This is a genomic window from Sphingopyxis panaciterrulae (assembly GCF_014199295.1).
Classification (GTDB): domain Bacteria; phylum Pseudomonadota; class Alphaproteobacteria; order Sphingomonadales; family Sphingomonadaceae; genus Sphingopyxis; species Sphingopyxis panaciterrulae.
Window position 1 is genome coordinate 423,817 of sequence record NZ_JACIJH010000002.1, and the last position, 16,402, is coordinate 440,218.

The window sequence follows — 16,402 nt, forward strand, 5'->3', positions numbered from 1 at the left end:
CGTCATTCGGCGTGTTTCGGGCGGCTGCGGTCGAGGAAGCGCTCGACCGTCCGCCACAGATGCGTCTGCCGCTCGGGCCCGGCGATGCGGTGCGTCTGGCCGGGGTAGAGCATCATTTCGAACGGCGTGTCGCTTTCCTGCAGTTTCGAAATGACCGCGGCGGCGTGGTCGAAGACGACATTGTCGTCCGACATGCCGTGGATCAGCAACAGCGGCGTGCGGATGCGGCCCGCGTCGGCGATTGCATTCGACGCCTCATAGGGGGCGGGGTCGACCGCCGGATTGCCCATATAGCGTTCGGTATAGCCGGTGTCGTAGAGCTGCCAGCGCGTCACCGATCCGCCCGCGATCCCCGCCGCGTAAAATCCCGGCGGCGCCTTTTCGAGCAGTTTCAGCGTCATATAGCCGCCATAGGACCAGCCATAGATGGTGATGGCGTCGGGATCGACGAAGGGCTGCGCCTTCAGCCAGCGCGCGCCGAGCATCTGGTCCTCGACCTCGACTGTGCCCATCGCATGATAGATCTGGTCCTCGAAGGCGCGGCCGCGGTTCGCCGAGCCGCGATTGTCGATCTGGAAATAGATCCAGCCCTTCGACACCAGATATTGCGCGAAAGGCTTCATCCACTCGCGCGTCACCTCCTGCGCGGTCGGGCCGCCATAATGTTCGACGAACACGGGGTAGCGCTTGCCCGCTTCGAGTTCGGGCGTGATCATCCGATAATGCAGCGTGCTGCCGTCGGTCGCGGTCATCGTGCCGAAGGTCACCGGGCGATGCGCGGCGAGATAGGGCGCATAGGGATGCTTCGCGTCGATGCGGTTTTCCGAAATCCAGCCGCTCCGCCGGCCGTCGGCGCTCGCGGCATAGACCTGCGGTGGCTGCGTCGGCGACGACCGGGTGACGATCATCGCGCTGCCCGCCTTGTTCATCACCGCCGTGTTCGAAAAACCCGCTTCGGTCAGCCGCTGCGGTTCGCCGGGCGCGCGATAGTCGATGCTGTAGACATGCTCCTCGATCGCCTCGTCGCGGTTCGCGGTGAAGAAGGCGCGGTGCGCCGCCTGATCGACCCCGATCAGTTTCTGTACCGTCCAGGTGCCGCGCGTGAGCTGGGTCATTGCGCCGTCTGCCCAGCGATAGAGGTGCATGAAGCCGTCGCGATCCGAACTCCACAGCAGGCTGCCGTCCTTCAGCGGCCGCAGATTGCCGGTGACGTTGACCCAGGTTTTCGCGGTTTCGGCGAACAGCGTCTTCGCCGCGCCGCTCGCCGCATCGACCGCGAGCAGGTCGAGCCGCTTCTGGTCGCGGTTCAGCCGCTGGACATAGAGGGTGCGCCCGTCGGCCGCCCAGCCCACCCCGACCAGATAGACATCGGGGTCGCTCCCCAGATCGACCTTCTGTCGCCCGCTGCCGTCGGGATTCGCGACCCACAGCGACACGGTCGCATTGGCGGTGCCCGCGGCGGGATAGCGCTGGTCATAGGTGCTGGCACCCTCGGCGCCGATCGCGGTGCGCGTGACCACCTGAACCGCGCTTTCGTCGAAACATTCGAAGGCGATGCGGTCGCCGGCGGGCGACCACCAGGCCCCGGTCGAGCGGCCGAACTCCTCCTGCGCGACGAATTCGGCGGTGCCGCATGTGATCGTCCCCTTGCCGTCGGTCGTGATCTGCGCCTCGCGCCCGTCGGCGAGCGATACGGCGAACAGATTCTGGTCGCGCACGAAGCTGATCCGCCGCCCGTCGTCGGCGATGTTGAGGTCGATTTCAGAGGCCTCGCTGCTCGTCAGCCGCCGCGTCTTGCCGTCCAGCGTCACCGTATAGACATCGCCGTCGAGCGCGAAGGCGACGAAACTTCCGTCGGGCGACCAGCTATAGTCGACCAGTCCCGACGATCCGCCGAGCCGCGCGCGTTCGCGCCGCATCTTTTCCGCCTCGGACAAGGCGGCGCCCGACCCCAGCCTTTCGGTGTCGACGAGCATCCGGGCGTGGCGCCCGTCGCGTCCGACCAGCCACAGGTCGCGGCGTTGCGCATCGTCGTCGCGGCCCTTCAGATAGGCGACGAAGCGCCCGTCGGGGGACGGCCGCACCGCGCGCAGCGACGCGCCGTCGAGCGAGGGATCGGCGAACAGGCGTTCGAGAGTCAGCGGCTGCGGCTCGACCCGATCGCGCGCGGCGGCGGGGAGCGGGGTCATTCCGATCGTCAATGCCATTGCCAGTCCGCCCAGCCCCGTCTTTCCGCGCATATGTCCTCCCGCCTCGCTCAACCGTGCACGCCGCCCGCATGTCGGGAGGATACGCCTTTGTCAAACCGGTGGAGGCGAAGATGATTGGCTTTGAAAGGATCGTTTATCCGCTTCGTCACCCCGGATCAGGTCCGGGATGACGAAGGGGTAGCGCCGCGCCCGGTCAGCCGTGGAGGTTCATCAGCGAATCCATCAGCCCCTCGTCGGCGCTTGAGCAGACGCCGAGGACGAGCGCTTCCTCGCAGCCCTCGCCGACGACATAGGCATGGCCCATCGACGAATCGATATAGATGCCTTCGCCCGTTTCGAGCGCGACGGGGTCGTAGAATTCGCTGTGCACCTCGATCCGCCCTTCGAGGACATAGATGAATTCCTCGCCCTGATGGCGCACCAGGTCGCCGAACTCGCGCGCGCTATGGGCGCGGATGCGCGTGAGGATCGGGATCATCCGCTTTTGCCGCAGGTCGGTGCAGAGGTAATGATAGTCGTAATTGTCGGTGGTCACGCGCACCGCCGAATCGAGCGTGCCGATGCTGCGGCGGCCGGTGACGCGCGGCGCCGGGTCCTCGCTGCCTTCGGCGAACAGGTCCGACATGCGGATGTTCAGGCGCTGGCTGAGTTGCTGGAGCTTGTCGTAACTGAGTGTCAGCCGGTCGTGCTCGACCTTCGACAGCGTCGAGACCGGGATGCCCGATTTGGCGCTCATTTCCTTGAGCGTCCAGCCGCTGCGGCTGCGAATGCCGCGCATCACGGCGCCCAGCGTCGGGGGGTCCGTGAGGGTCGCCATCAATTTTTCCATTCCATGTTTGACAATTTTCCAATCAGGATCATTATGTCCCTATCGGGCTAACGAACTGTTGGTCCCTTGGTAAGGGGTCGCGCCGCTCGCCGCAAGGTGTCACGAGCGCACCCGAACATGGGGGAGGAAGCGATGCGGATCTTTCGCAAGCTGATGATGGGATTGGCGGCGCTCGCCGCCTTGCCGCTGGCCGCGGCACAGGGGCCGGTGCCGCAGCAACCGGCGCGGCAGCCGGAGGCGTCCGTGCCGCCGGCGACCGCAGCCCCGGCGACACCCGCCGCGCTCGACGCCAGGGATGTCGAGGCGTGGCTCGACGGCTTCATGCCCTATGCGCTCGACCGCGGCCGTATCGGCGGCGCGGTGGTTGTCGTCGTGCGCGGCGACGGGCCGGTGCTGGCGAAGGGCTATGGTTTCGCCGACGTCGCCTCGCGCAAGCCGGTCGACCCGGCGACGACGCTGTTCCGGCCCGGATCGGTGTCGAAGCTCTTCACCTGGACCGCGGTCATGCAGCAGGTCGAGGCGGGCAAGCTCGACCTCGACAAGGACGTCAACGCCTATCTCGATTTCAAGATTCCGCCCTATGACGGCAAGCCGATCACGCTGCGTAACATCATGACGCACACCGCCGGCTTCGAGGAATCGGTCCGCTATCTGATCAGCAGCGACCCCAAGGCGGTGATGCCGCTGCAGGACTTCGCGAAGAAGGCGCTGCCCGCGCGCGTGTTCGCGCCGGGGACGACGCCGGCCTATTCCAACTATGCCACCGCGCTCGCCGGCTATATCGTCCAGCGCGTCAGCGGCGAGCCGTTCGACGATTATATCGACCGGCACATCTTCACGCCGCTCGGCATGAAATACGCAACCTTCCGCCAGCCGCTGCCGAAGGCGCTCGCTCCCTATATGGCGAGCGGCTATTCGACCGTCGCCGAAAAGGCCAAGCCGTTCGAGATCGTCGTCCCCGCGCCGGCGGGCAGCCTGTCGGCCTCGGGCGATGCGATGGGCAAGTTCATGATCGCGCACCTGAACGACGGCGCCGGGCTGCTGAAGCCCGAAACGGCGCGGATGATGCACGATTTCCATGCGCCCGGCACGGGTCCGCTCAACACGATGGCGCTCGGATTCTACGAACAATGGGTCAACGGTCATCGCGCGATCGCGCATGGCGGCGATACGGAATGGTTCCATTCCTATCTGTGGCTGTTCCCCGACGCCGACATCGGCCTGTTCGTGTCGATGAACAGCCCGGGCAAGGAGGGCGCGGCGGGCGCGATCCGCAGCGCGCTGTTCCACGAATTCGCCGACCGCTACCTGCCCGGCGAAGCCGTGCCCGCGGCGCGCGTCGACGCGAAGACCGCGCGCGAGCATGCCGCGATGCTGGCCGGCCATTATGTGTCGAGCCGCGGTTCCTTCACCAATTTCATCAGCCTGTTCGGCCTGCTCGGCCAGGCCGAGATCGTGGTGAACGCCGACGGCAAGATCGCGATGCCGGCGCTCGACGGCCTCAGCGCCGGCGCGCGCGACTGGGTCGAGGTCGAACCCTTCGTCTGGTACGACACCGGCACCGGCGAGCGGCTCGCGGCCGAGGTGAAGGATGGGCGCATCGTGCGCATCAGCATCGACGCCGTCTCGCCCTTCATGCTGTTCGAGCCGGCGCCCGCCGGGGTCGATACGGCGTGGCTGATGCCCGCGCTGCTGATCTCGCTCGGTCTCGTCCTGCTCGCCGCCATCGCCTGGCCGGTGCGCGCGCTGATACGCCGCCATTATCAGACGCCCTTCGCGCTCGAAGGCCGTGCGCGGCGCGCGTGGCGCCTGTCGCGGCTGTTCGCCTGGCTGGTGCTGCTCGCGGTCGCCGGCTGGATGCTGCTGCTAGTCAGCTTCTCGGGCGATATCGGCAGCATCGGCGGTCCGCTCGACTGGCTGATCATCCTGCTTCGCGTGCTGACCCCGCTCGCGGCCTTCGGCCTGCTCGCGGCGTCGGCGTGGCACCTGTGGCTGTGCGTGCAGGGCAAGCGCCGCTGGACGATGACGCTCGGCGCGGTGCTGCTGCTGCTCGCGGCGCTGGTGCTCGTCTGGGTGACGCTCGCCTTTCACCTCTATGGCTTCAGCATGGTCTACTGATGACAACGCAAAGCACGCAACTGGCGCTCGACCTTCGGGTCGAGCGCTTTCCCTATCACCGGCCCTTCCGCATCTCGGGCCATGTCTTCACCGAGACGGCGCTGCTCGTCGCCACCCTGTCGGACGGCGAGCATGTCGGGCGCGGCGAGGGCAACGGGGTCTATTATCTCGGCGACGATATCGACCATATGCTCGCCGAGGCGCAGCGCGTACGCGGCGCGATCGAGGCGGGGGCGACCCGCGACGACCTGCAGTCGCTGTTGCCGCCGGGCGGCGCGCGCAACGCGCTCGACTGCGCCTTCTGGGAACTGGAGGCGAAGCGCGCCGGGCGGCCGGTGTGGGACCTTGCCGGGCTCGACCAGCCGCGCGCGTTGCGCTCGACGCTGACGCTCGGTGCCGACGCGCCAGAGGCGATGGCGAAGGCGGCGCTCGCCATCGATCCGCAGGCGCCGGTCAAGGTCAAGCTGACCGGCGATCTCGACGAGGATATATTGCGCGTCGCCGCGATCCGCGCCGCGCGGCCGCGGGCCTGGATCGGGGTCGATGCCAACCAGGGCTATGACCGCCGGACGCTCGAGGCGCTGCTGCCGCTGCTCGTCGAACAGGGGGTTGCGCAGCTCGAACAACCGCTGCGGCGCGGGGCCGAGGCCGATCTCGATGGGCTGAAGCGGCCCTTGCCCTTCGTCGCCGACGAAAGCGCGCTGTCGCTCGCCGACACGCCCTCGCTCGTCGGGCGTTTCGACGTCGTCAATATCAAGCTCGACAAGTGCGGCGGCCTGACCGAGGGACTGGCGATCGCGCGCCAGGCGCGGCAACTGGGGCTCGACGTAATGGTCGGCAACATGATGGGCACCAGCCTGTCGATGGCGCCTTCCTATCTTGTCGGCCAGCTTTGCGACATCGTCGACCTCGACGGCCCGACCTTCCTCGCACGCGACCGCGAACCGGGTGTCACCTATCGCGACGGCATGATTCACTGCCCCGACAGCATATGGGGCGGGGGGAACTGATTTCATCCTATTTGGATTGACATTTTTCCGATTAGGACAATAGTCGTTAAAACGAAAATTGGCTGAGCCGTCCGGGGCTGGCTGGGGCTGCCATGGCTCCATATCCGCTCCGGGCAGGCATTCGGTAGGGGGAAGAGGATGAAGCAGGGCCTCTGGATGGCGGTCAGCCTTGGCGCCGTGGCCGCGAGCCTGCCCGTACAGGCGCAGGAAACGCTGGATAGCGAGATCGTCGTCACCGCGCAGAAGCGCGAGCAGGCGCTGATCGATGTGCCGCAATCGGTCTCGGTGGTCAGCGGCGCGACGCTCGAACAGCAGCAGGCGGTGACCTTCCAGGACTTCGCCAAGCTCGTACCCGGCCTGCAGCTCGAACAGAGCAATGCCGGCGAGGGGCGTCTGGTGCTGCGCGGGATCAACACCGGCGGCGTCGCCTCGACCGTGGCAACCTATATCGACGAAACGCCTTTCGGCTCGTCGAGCGGGCAGAATAATGGCGCGATCCTCGCGGGCGAGTTCGACACGTTCGACGTCGCGCGGGTCGAGGTGCTGCGCGGCCCGCAGGGGACGCTCTATGGCGCAAGCTCGCTCGGCGGCGTCGTCAAGTTCGTCACCAACCGCCCCGATCCCGATGCGTTCGAAGGCCGGGCGCGCGGCACGGCGGAATCGACGGACGGCGGCGACATGTCCTGGATGGGTCAGGCGCTGGTCAATCTGCCGCTGTCGGACAAGGCGGCGATCCGCGCCTCGGGTTTCTATCGATCCTATGGCGGCACTGTCGATTCGATCGGGACCGGCGGTTCGGACGTCGCAAAGAATATCAACGATTCGAAAAGCTATGGCGGCCGCATTTCCGCCCTGATCGCACCGAGCGACAGTTTTTCCATCCGCCTGACCGCGCTGCTCCAGGACTTCGACAGCGACGCGGCCGGCGTCGTCGACGTCGATCCGGCGACGCTGGGGCGGGTCACCGCGGGCCTTACGCAGTCGCAGTTCGTGCCCGAATTCACCAAGGTGAAATACCGGCTCTACAACGGCACCCTCGACTGGGATCTCGGCTTTGCCGAACTGCTCTCCTCGACCAGCTATGCGGTCCAGGACGTGACGCTGCGCGACGATCTGACCACCGCCTATGGCGCCGCGCTCGGCGTCCCCAGCGATATCGGGCTCGCGCAGATGACCAACCTGACCAAATGGACGCAGGAACTGCGGCTGCAATCGCCCGCGCACGAGACGTTCGAGTGGCTGCTCGGCGGCTATTACACGCACGAGAAGGGCGGCATCTTCCAGCGCATCGACCTGTTCACGCCGGGCACGCTGACCGTCGATCCGGACATGCCGCAGGTCGCGGACATCTTCACCACCTCGACCTACGAGGAATATGCCGCCTTCGCCAATGCGACGCTGCATGTCGGGCCGCGGTTCGACGTGACGCTCGGCGGCCGCTACAGCCACAACAGTCAGTTCGCCGATCAGGGCGGCACCGGGCTGCTCGCGCCGCCGGCGCTCGAATCGACCTCGTCGGAAAATGTCTTCACCTGGTCCGGGTCGGCCCGATACAAGGTGTCGGACACGGTCGCCCTCTATACGCGGGTCGCCAAGGGCTTCCGGCCCGGCGGTCCGAATCTGCTGCCGCCGGGCGTCCCGGCCGGCACGCCGCAGGCCTATGGCTCGGATTCGCTGATTAGCTATGAAGCGGGGATCAAGGCGGAGACCGCCGACCGGAGCTTCGCGATCGACGCCGCGGCCTTTCACATCGACTGGACCGATATTCAGTTGTTCACCGTCATCAACGGCTTCGGCCTCAACGCCAATGGCGGCAAGGCGAAGAGCGACGGCTTCGAATTCACCGCGACGCTAAGGCCCGCACGCGGCTTCGTCTTCTCGCTGAACGGCGCCTATACCAATGCGCGGCTCAAGGCCGATACCGACCCCAATGTCGGCGGCCTGTCGGGGGATCGCCTGCCCTTCACGCCGAAATTCAACTGGAACGCCAATGTCGACTATAGCTGGAGCCTCGGCGGCGACACCGAGGCCTATGTCGGCGCTTCGCTTCGCTCGCTGTCGAAGCAGCGGGCGAACTTCGACGGCGGGTTCGGGGCGCTGTACGGCGTCGACCGGCCCACGGTTCCCGCCTATGAGGTGATCGACCTGCGCGCCGGCCTCGACTTCGGCCGCTATTCGGTCGAGCTGTTCGCCAAGAATCTGGGGAACAGCCACGGCATCACCGATGTCGCCACCGGCGGCGGCCTGCCTGTCGCGCCGGGCGGCGCGATCACCGCGGGCATCATCCGCCCGCGCACCATCGGCATCACGCTGGGCGCAGGGTTTTGACGCCATGACCGTTCCGAAGGTGGCGCTGGCGCCGCATGGCATGACCGACACAGCCGCGCCGCGGCTACCGTACCCCTATCTGCTCTTCCTCGGTGACACGACGGAGCCGAGCTTCGCCAAGACCGCCTTCGGGCTCGCCGACTGGGCGGCCGACCGCTGCGTCGGCGAGACGGCGGCGCCGGGCTGCACCGTCTCGACCGGGCTGCCGCGGCTGACCTCGGCCGAGGCGCAGGCCGCGGGCGCGCGCGCGCTGGTCATCGGCGTCGCCAATCAGGGCGGGGTGATCGGGGAAAGCTGGATCGCGGTGCTGGTCGAGGCGATGGAGGCGGGGCTCGACATCGTCAGCGGCCTTCATGCCCGCCTCGCCGACGTGCCCGCGCTCGCCGAGGCGGCCCGGCGCACCGGGCGGCGGCTGATCGACATACGCACCCCGCCGGCGGGCATTCCCGTCGGTACCGGGCGCAAGCGTAGCGGCAAGCGGCTGCTGACGGTCGGCACCGACTGCGCGCTCGGCAAGAAATATACCGCGCTTGCGCTGCATCGCGCCTTCGCCGAGCGCGGCCTCGCCGTCGATTTCCGCGCCACCGGTCAGACCGGCATCATGATCGCGGGCGGCGGCATTCCGATGGACGCCGTCGTCTCCGACTTCGAGGCGGGGGCGGCGGAGATGTTGAGCCCCGACGCCGCGCCCGATCATTGGGACGTGATCGAGGGGCAGGGGTCGCTTTTCAATCCCGCCTATGCCGCGGTGTCGCTCGGGCTGCTCCACGGCAGCCAGCCCGACGTCTTCGTGGTCTGCCACGATCCGGCGCGCAAGGTCATCCTCGGCATGGAAAGTTTCGCGCTGCCCTCGGTCGAAGAGGTGATCGAACTGACGATCCGCCTCGGCAGCCGCACCAATCCTGCGATCCGCTGCGGCGGGGTCAGCCTCAACACCGCAAGCCTCGGCAGCGGCGAGGCCGAAGCGCTGCTCGGCGCGGAAAGCCGGCGGCTCGGGCTGCCGGTCGCCGACCCCATTCGTGGCGGAACCGCCTTCGCCGCGCTCGTCGAGGCGTGCCTCGCATGACCGCCGTGGCGGCCGGCGGCAGGGCGAGCTGGTTCCAGCGCTTCCTGCTGCCCGGTTTCGCGCTGAAGGCGGTCATCATCGGCGGCGGCTATGCGACCGGGCGCGAACTGGCCGAATATTTCGTGCCCGCGGGGCCGTGGGGCGGGCTCGCCGCGATGCTGCTCGCGACCGCGGTGTGGAGCCTCGTCGCCGCGCTGACCTTCGCACTGGCGCGGGCGCTGGGCGCCTATGACTATCGCGCCTTCTTCAAGGGGCTGCTCGGACCCGCGTGGGTGTTGTTCGAGGCCGCCTACATCATCTTCGTCATCCTGATCCTTGCGGTGTTCGGCGCCGCGGCGGGCGCGATCGGCGCCGCGACCTTCGGCTGGCCCGAACCGGTGGGGTCGGCGCTGCTCGCGCTGCTGATCGTCGCGGTCACCGCGCGCGGAACGGGGGTGGTCGAGCAGATGTTCAAATATGTCTCGATCCTGCTCTACACCGTCTATGCGCTGTTCCTGATCCTCGCGCTCGCGCGCTTCGGCGGGCTGATCGGGCAGGGGTTCGCCGATGCGCCGCCGCCGTCGGGCGACTGGATGACCGGCGGGCTGACCTATGCGAGCTACAATATCGTCGGCGCGGTCGTGATCCTGCCGGTGCTGCGTCATCTGACGAGCCGGCGCGACGCGCTGGTCGCGGGGCTGATCGCGGGGCCGCTGTCTATGCTGCCCGCGATCCTCTTCTTCGTCGCGATGATGGCCTTCTATCCCGCGATCGGCGCCGAGGTGCTGCCCTCCGACTATCTGCTCCGCCAGATGGAGGTGCCGGGCTTTCACATCCTGTTCCAGGTCATGATCTTCGCCGCGCTGCTCGAAAGCGGCGCGGGGGCGGTCCATGCGATCAACGAGCGTATTTCGGGCGCGGTCGAGAGCCGCGGGCATGCGCCGCTGGGGATCGGGGCGCGGGCGCTGATCGGCGCCGCGATCCTGACCGGCTGCATGTTCGTCGCGGGTGCGATCGGCCTCGTCGACCTGATCGCCAGCGGCTACCGCTTCCTCGCCTGGCTGTTCCTCGCCGTCTATCTCGCGCCGTTGCTGACCATCGGCACGTGGCGCCTGCTGCGCCGTCCTCCCATGCTTCAGGAGAATGTGTCATGAAAGCCCTGCATATGCTCGCCGCATCGCTGTCGCTCGCGTTCGCGGCGCCGGCCTTTGCCGAACCGCCCGCCGATATTGGCGAAAGTGTCGAGGCGCTGCGGCAGAAGATCGGCGCGGTCGGCGTGTCGATCGCGATCGTCGAGGACGGCAAGACCACCCTCGCGCGCGGCTGGGGCCCGCGCAAGCTCGGCGAGACGGCGCCGGTCGATGCCGAGACGCTGTTCCAGACCGGGTCGACCGGCAAGGCGATGACGGTCGCGGCGCTCGCGATCCTCGTCGACCAGGGCAGGATCGCATGGGACGATCCGGTCATCCAGCACATGCCCTGGTTCCGCATGTACGATCCGTGGGTGACGCGCGAGATGACGATCCGCGACCTGCTCGTCCACCGCAGCGGACTGGGGCTGGGGCAGGGCGACCTGATGTTCGTGCCGCGCACCAACCTGACCCGCCGGCAGACGGTCGAACGCGTCGCGTACCTCAAGCCCAAGACCAGTTTCCGCTCGGCCTATGCCTATGACAATATCCTCTATGCGGTCGCCGGCCAGCTCATCGAGGAGGTCACGGGGCAGCGCTGGGAAGAGTATATGCGCGACCATGTGCTGCGCGCGGGCGGGATGAAGAATGCCACCGCCGACAGCGAGGACCGCTTCCGCACCGCCAACCGGAGCTGGCCGCACGCGCGTCTGTCGGGCGCCTTGCGCGGCCTCGGGCCGCAGCAGGTGCTCGACGAGCGCGACGAGCTCGGCCGCAACGGCGCCCCGGCGGGCGGGCTCGCGCTCAGCGCCGAGGATATGGCGACCTGGCTCAAGATCCAGCTCGCGCACGGCGCGCTGCCGACCGGCGGCCGGCTGTTCAGCGAGGAGCAGGCGAAGCAGATGTGGACGCCGGTGACGCCGATGCCGATCACCCCGCTTCCCGACAGCCTGAAGCCCGCGCAGCCGCAGCAGCAGAGCTATGCGCTCGGCTGGCAGGTGCAGGATTATCGCGGCCACCGCATCGTCCAGCACAGCGGCGGCGTCTTCGGATCGATCACCCGCGTCGTGATGATCCCCGACCGGAATGCCGGCTTCGCGATCATGATGAACAGCGAGGACAGCGGGATGATTCTCGGCCTGACCTATGAGCTGCTCGACCATTATCTGGACCAGCCCGATTTCGGCTGGCCGACCAAGTGGCAGGACTGGTTCGAGGCGCGGCTCGCCGACGGCAAGGCCTATCTCGAACAGACGCAGGCGTCGCCCGCGAAAATCGGGCCGTCGCTCGACCTTGCGCGTTACGCGGGGCGCTATCGCGATCCCTGGTATGGCGATGTGGTGATTGGATCGACGGCCAAGGGGCTGACGATCGACTTCACCTCGACCCCGCGCATGGCGGGGCGATTGAAGCATTGGCAATATGACAGCTTCGTCACCGATTTCGACGATCCGGCGATCGAGCCCGCCTATGTGACCTTCGCGCTCGACGCCGACGGCAAGGTCACGCGCGTGACGATGAAGCCGGTAAGCAAGATCGCCGATTTCAGTTGGGATTATCAGGACCTCGACCTGAAACCCGTGGAGGATAAGAAGTGAAGACCATCGCGCTCCTGCTCGCCGTCCCCGCGCTCGCGTCCTGCACGGCGGGCGACGCGCCGCCGGCGGCCGAAGCGCCGCTGCACGGCCGGCTGCTGACGCTCGACACCCATCTCGACACGCCGATGCATTTCGAGCGCGCCGGGTGGAACTTCGCCGACCGGCACGAGCTCGCGACCGACCTGTCGCAGCTCGACATCCCGCGGATGAAGGACGGCAATCTCGATGGCGGCTTCTTCGCCATCTACACCGAACAGGGGTCGCTGACCGCCGAGGGCTATGCCGCCGCGCTCGCGCACGCCCGCAAGCGGTCGGACGAGATCGACCGGATGGTCGCCGACAATGCCGGCGTCATCGGCGCCGCGCGCACCGCGGACGATGCGCGGCGGCTGAACAAGGAAGGCAAGCTGATCGCCTTCAAGTCGATGGAGAACAGCTACCCGCTCGGGCTCGATCTGTCGCTGCTCAAGGAATTCTACGAGCGTGGCGTGCGGCTCGCGGGCCCGGTGCACGGGCTGAACAACCAGTTCGCCGACAGCGCGACCGACAAGCCGAAATGGAACGGCCTCAGTCCGCTCGGCAGGCAGTGGGTCGCCGAAATGAACCGGCTCGGCATCGTCATCGACGCGAGCCATTCGTCCGACGCGACCTTCGACCAGCTTCTCGCGCTGTCGAAATATCCGATCCTGCTCTCGCATTCGAGCCTGCGTTCGGCGCACGATCATCCGCGCAACCTCGACGAGGGGCGGCTGAAGGCGCTTGCGGCAAAGGGCGGCGCGATGTGCATTTCGACCATCTATATGTCGGAGATGAACATGTCGCCCGAGCGCGCGAAGCTGTTCGGCGAATATGAGCATATCGGCGAGATGACGCCCGAGGCGCAGGCCGAACTCACCCACCAGTGGCGCGAACTCGACAAGAGCGAGCAGATGTGGGCGGCCGATTTCGAAGATTATATGACGATGGTGCTGCGCGCGATCGAGGTCGGCGGCGTCGACCATATCTGCTTCGGCGCCGACTGGGACGGCGGCGGCGGTCTACCGGGCATTGCGGACATATCGGCGCTGCCAAAGGTCACCGAGCGGCTCAAGCAGGCCGGCTATTCGGACGCCGACCTCGAAAAGATGTGGAGCGGCAACATCCTCCGCGTCCTCGCGGCGCAGGGGAAGGTTTCAGACTGACCTCTATGTCCGTTCGTGTCTCGACTTCGCTCGACACGAACGGGAAGGGGGGACAGATTTAGAGCGCCATGCGTTAAATCTGCATCATCTTTTCTTCCGTTCGTGCTGAGCTTGCCGAAGCACTGTCCTTCCTCTTGCGGCGCCAAAAGAAAGAACGACCCTTCGACAAGCTCAGAGCCTGCCCCCGCGGAGGCGGGGGGCGAACGGTTCAGATCAACCGCACGCCGCTCTGAGCCCGCCGCACGCAAGGACGCGATCGTCAGGCCGTCCCCTCCCACTCGACCGCCGCCACCGCGACCGCTTCGCCCAGCTTGGCGGCGATCACCGCGGCCTGCTGCGGGGCGAGGCCGGCGACCGCGACCTCGATCCGCATCCAGCCCTGGTCGCGTTCGGCGGACAGGCCTGCGGGGATGATCGCGCGCTGCGCGAAGAAGCCGGCGACGCGCGCCAGCGACTGCGGATCGGCGAGCGCGTCGATGCGGAAGCGGTGCATTCAGGCGGCGACCCGCTGCGCGCCCGCGATGGCCTCTTCGGCCATTTCGTCGGCGACGACCGCCGGCGAGCGTCCCTCCCGCGCTGCGCGGGCGAGCAGGTCGGCGACGCGCGGCGCGATCGCGCCGACGCGGACTTCGACGTCGCTCTCGTCCTCGCCCAGATATTCGGCGGATACGCTGATGATGCCGCCCGCGTTGGCCACATAGTCGGGAACATAGGCGATGTCGCGGTCGAGCAGCAGGTCGGCGACCTCGGGGCTGGCGAGCTGGTTGTTCGCGGCGCCGCAGACGAGGCGCGCCTTGAGCCGGCCGACGCCGTCCCGGTCGAGCGCGCCGCCGAGCGCGCAGGGGGCGAAGATATCGGCCTCGACCCCGGCGATCTCGTCGACCCCGACGACCGCGGCGCCGTGGACCGCGCTCAGCCGGTCGCGCCGCGCCGGGCTCGGGTCGGCGACGACCAGCCGCGCGCCGGCGGCTGCGAGGCGGCGGCAGAGCTCGGCGCCGACATTGCCGGTGCCCTGCACCGCCACGGTCAGCCCGGCCAGCTCGCTGCCGAGCGCGAAGCCAGCAGCGGCGCGCATCGATTCGAACACGCCCTTCGCGGTCCATGGCGACGGATCGCCGCCCGCGCGTCCCTTCGCCGGGGGCAGCCCCGCGACGTGGCGCGAAACGCTCGCGATCTCCTGCATGTCGGCGACGGTGGTGCCGACATCCTCGGCGGTCACATAGAGCCCGCCCAGTGCCTCAACGGCGCGGCCGAAGGCGCGGAACAGTTTCGTGCGATCGAATTCGCCTGCGGGCCGGCGCAGCACCGCCTTGGCGCCGCCCAGCGGCAGGCCGGCGAGGGCATTTTTGTAGCTCATCCCCTCGGCGAGCCGCATCGCATCGGCAAAGGCCGCGTCGAAGTCGGGATAGGACCAGAAACGGCACCCGCCCGCGCCCGGGCCCAGCGCGGTCGAATGGATGACGATCACCCCGTCGAGCCCGGCCTCGGCGTCGTAAAGGCGCACGCATTCGACCGGCGGGGTCAGGCGGGTGGGACGGGAAACCATCGAATCTCTCCTTGCAGTCGGCGAGACGATTGATCGCATGCCCGGGTGGAACAAACTTGCTCGCTTTTGCGGCCCCGATCGCGAAGTTCGGGATTTTCCGACCCATATTTATCAGCTATCGGGAAGGAATGACCGATCTTGATCCGTTCGAGGTAAAAATTCTTCGCGAACTGCAGCGCGATGCGAGCCAGACCACGGCCGAGATCGCCGAGCGCGTCGGCCTGTCGGTGTCGCCCTGCTGGCGGCGCATCGACCGGCTCGAACGCGAGGGCTATGTGCGCAAGCGCGTCGCGATCCTCGACCGGCGCAAGGTCGGGCTCAACGCCCATGTCTTCGCGCAGGTGAAGCTCAACGCCCACGGTCGCGCCAATCTCGACGAGTTCAGCGCGGCGATCCGCGGCTTTCCCGAGGTGCTCGACGCCTATGTGCTGATGGGCACGACCGACTTCATGCTGCGGATCGTCGCCGAGGACATCGACGCCTATGAGCGGTTCTTCTTCGACCAGCTCAGCAAATTGCCCGGCGTGCAGGAAATCAATTCGACCGTCGCGCTGTCGGAGATCAAGGCGACCACCGAGCTGCCGCTGCGATAGAGCCTATTCGGGTCTCAGCCGCCGCAGCACATCGTCGAGCGCATGGTCGAGATTGTCGATGACCCCGTCCCGCGTCACCGTGCGGAAGACCTGTTCGTTGATGCCGCCCCGCGTTTGATGCTCGTCCGCGAGCGCGGCGAAACCGGCGTCCGGAGCGATGGCCGCGGTTTCGCTCAGGCCCTTCAGCATTTGCGCGACGAACCGGTGCGCCTGGGCCGCGTCGGTTCCGTGGCGCTGCATCCATGCCGTGATGCTGTGCGCGAAGGCGAAATAGCTCGCCATCGTCGCGGACGCCGCAGTGAAGATATCGAACGCGCTTTCGTCCGCGAGCTCGATCGCGGTGCCGAGCCGGTCGAAGAGCGCGCGTGCCTCCTTGTCGGGCGGGAAGATTGGCGTCGGCCCTTCGCCGCGGGCGACAGGGGGCAGGGGCACCCCGCGCACGACCGTGGCGGCGGGCGCCGTCCACTCCCGAAGGCGCGCGAGCGATACGGTCGCGATCAGGCTCAATATCCGGTGGTCGGGGCGAAATTTCAGGTCTTCGAGCACCGAGTCGGCGATCTGCGGGCGAACCGCGAGGATGACGAGGTCGCTCTGGTCGAGTACGGCCTGATTGTCGTTCGCCACGCCGACATGGGAAAAGCGGTCCGAAAGGCGGGCCGCGATATCGGCGTTGCGCGGTGAAAGAAGGATCGGCTCCTCGCCGGACAGCGCCAGTCCCTCGACGATCGCGGCCGCGATCGTGCCGGTTCCGATGAAGCCGAGGCGGGCCGGGGTGCTGTCGGTCATGGTCGATTCCGTTTTTTCGTGCATGCGG

13 protein-coding genes are annotated in these 16,402 nt (G+C 67.5%); 8 read left to right on the forward strand and 5 right to left on the reverse strand.

The window, feature by feature from the left end:
• Positions 1-2: 2 nt before the first annotated feature.
• Both FHR21_RS06035 and FHR21_RS06040 read right to left on the reverse strand, forming a co-directional pair.
• The gene (locus FHR21_RS06035) at positions 3-2,240 is read right to left on the reverse strand and encodes a S9 family peptidase (RefSeq protein WP_184096263.1); all 2,238 of its coding nucleotides are present in this window, start codon (positions 2,238-2,240) and stop codon (positions 3-5) included.
• 163 nt (positions 2,241-2,403) lie between these two features.
• Positions 2,404-3,027, reverse strand: coding sequence for a helix-turn-helix domain-containing protein (locus tag FHR21_RS06040; protein WP_184096264.1), 624 nt, complete (start codon positions 3,025-3,027; stop codon positions 2,404-2,406).
• A 144-nt stretch (positions 3,028-3,171) separates the two neighbouring features.
• Here FHR21_RS06040 and FHR21_RS06045 point away from each other — a divergent pair, with 144 nt between their 5' ends.
• The 7 genes from FHR21_RS06045 (at position 3,172) to FHR21_RS06075 (ending at position 13,449) form a co-directional block, all read left to right on the forward strand.
• On the forward strand, positions 3,172-5,157 hold the full coding sequence (locus FHR21_RS06045) for a serine hydrolase domain-containing protein (RefSeq protein WP_184096265.1): 1,986 nt from the start codon (positions 3,172-3,174) through the stop codon (positions 5,155-5,157).
• On the forward strand, positions 5,157-6,167 hold the full coding sequence (locus tag FHR21_RS06050; RefSeq protein ID WP_184096266.1) for a dipeptide epimerase: 1,011 nt from the start codon (positions 5,157-5,159) through the stop codon (positions 6,165-6,167). The genes FHR21_RS06045 and FHR21_RS06050 overlap by 1 nt, the downstream gene beginning before the upstream one ends.
• A gap of 138 nt (positions 6,168-6,305) precedes the next feature.
• Positions 6,306-8,495: a TonB-dependent receptor gene (locus FHR21_RS06055; RefSeq protein ID WP_184096267.1), complete on the forward strand. Its 2,190-nt coding sequence runs from the start codon at positions 6,306-6,308 to the stop codon at positions 8,493-8,495.
• A 4-nt stretch (positions 8,496-8,499) separates the two neighbouring features.
• The gene (locus FHR21_RS06060) at positions 8,500-9,561 is read left to right on the forward strand and encodes an N-acetyltransferase DgcN family protein (RefSeq protein WP_246427076.1); all 1,062 of its coding nucleotides are present in this window, start codon (positions 8,500-8,502) and stop codon (positions 9,559-9,561) included.
• Positions 9,558-10,694, forward strand: coding sequence for a YkvI family membrane protein (locus tag FHR21_RS06065; RefSeq protein WP_184096268.1), 1,137 nt, complete (start codon positions 9,558-9,560; stop codon positions 10,692-10,694). The genes FHR21_RS06060 and FHR21_RS06065 overlap by 4 nt, the downstream gene beginning before the upstream one ends.
• Positions 10,691-12,268 carry a serine hydrolase gene (locus tag FHR21_RS06070; RefSeq protein ID WP_184096269.1) on the forward strand — a complete coding sequence of 526 codons (1,578 nt, stop codon included), beginning with the start codon at positions 10,691-10,693 and terminating at the stop codon, positions 12,266-12,268. Before FHR21_RS06065 ends, FHR21_RS06070 begins: the two co-directional genes overlap by 4 nt.
• Complete coding sequence (locus tag FHR21_RS06075; RefSeq protein WP_184096270.1) at positions 12,265-13,449, forward strand: membrane dipeptidase; 1,185 nt, start codon at positions 12,265-12,267, stop codon at positions 13,447-13,449. Before FHR21_RS06070 ends, FHR21_RS06075 begins: the two co-directional genes overlap by 4 nt.
• Positions 13,450-13,708: 259 nt before the next feature.
• Here the strand turns inward: FHR21_RS06075 and FHR21_RS06080 are convergent, their stop codons facing one another.
• Both FHR21_RS06080 and FHR21_RS06085 read right to left on the reverse strand, forming a co-directional pair.
• Positions 13,709-13,942 (reverse strand): hypothetical protein, encoded by a 234-nt coding sequence (locus FHR21_RS06080; RefSeq protein ID WP_184096271.1) that lies wholly within the window; start codon positions 13,940-13,942, stop codon positions 13,709-13,711.
• The gene (locus FHR21_RS06085) at positions 13,943-14,995 is read right to left on the reverse strand and encodes a Leu/Phe/Val dehydrogenase (RefSeq protein ID WP_184096272.1); all 1,053 of its coding nucleotides are present in this window, start codon (positions 14,993-14,995) and stop codon (positions 13,943-13,945) included.
• A gap of 128 nt (positions 14,996-15,123) precedes the next feature.
• Here FHR21_RS06085 and FHR21_RS06090 point away from each other — a divergent pair, with 128 nt between their 5' ends.
• Positions 15,124-15,588 (forward strand): Lrp/AsnC family transcriptional regulator, encoded by a 465-nt coding sequence (locus FHR21_RS06090; protein WP_184096273.1) that lies wholly within the window; start codon positions 15,124-15,126, stop codon positions 15,586-15,588.
• 3 nt (positions 15,589-15,591) lie between these two features.
• Here the strand turns inward: FHR21_RS06090 and FHR21_RS06095 are convergent, their stop codons facing one another.
• The gene (locus FHR21_RS06095) at positions 15,592-16,398 is read right to left on the reverse strand and encodes a pyrroline-5-carboxylate reductase (RefSeq protein WP_221235015.1); all 807 of its coding nucleotides are present in this window, start codon (positions 16,396-16,398) and stop codon (positions 15,592-15,594) included.
• Positions 16,399-16,402 lie beyond the last annotated feature (4 nt).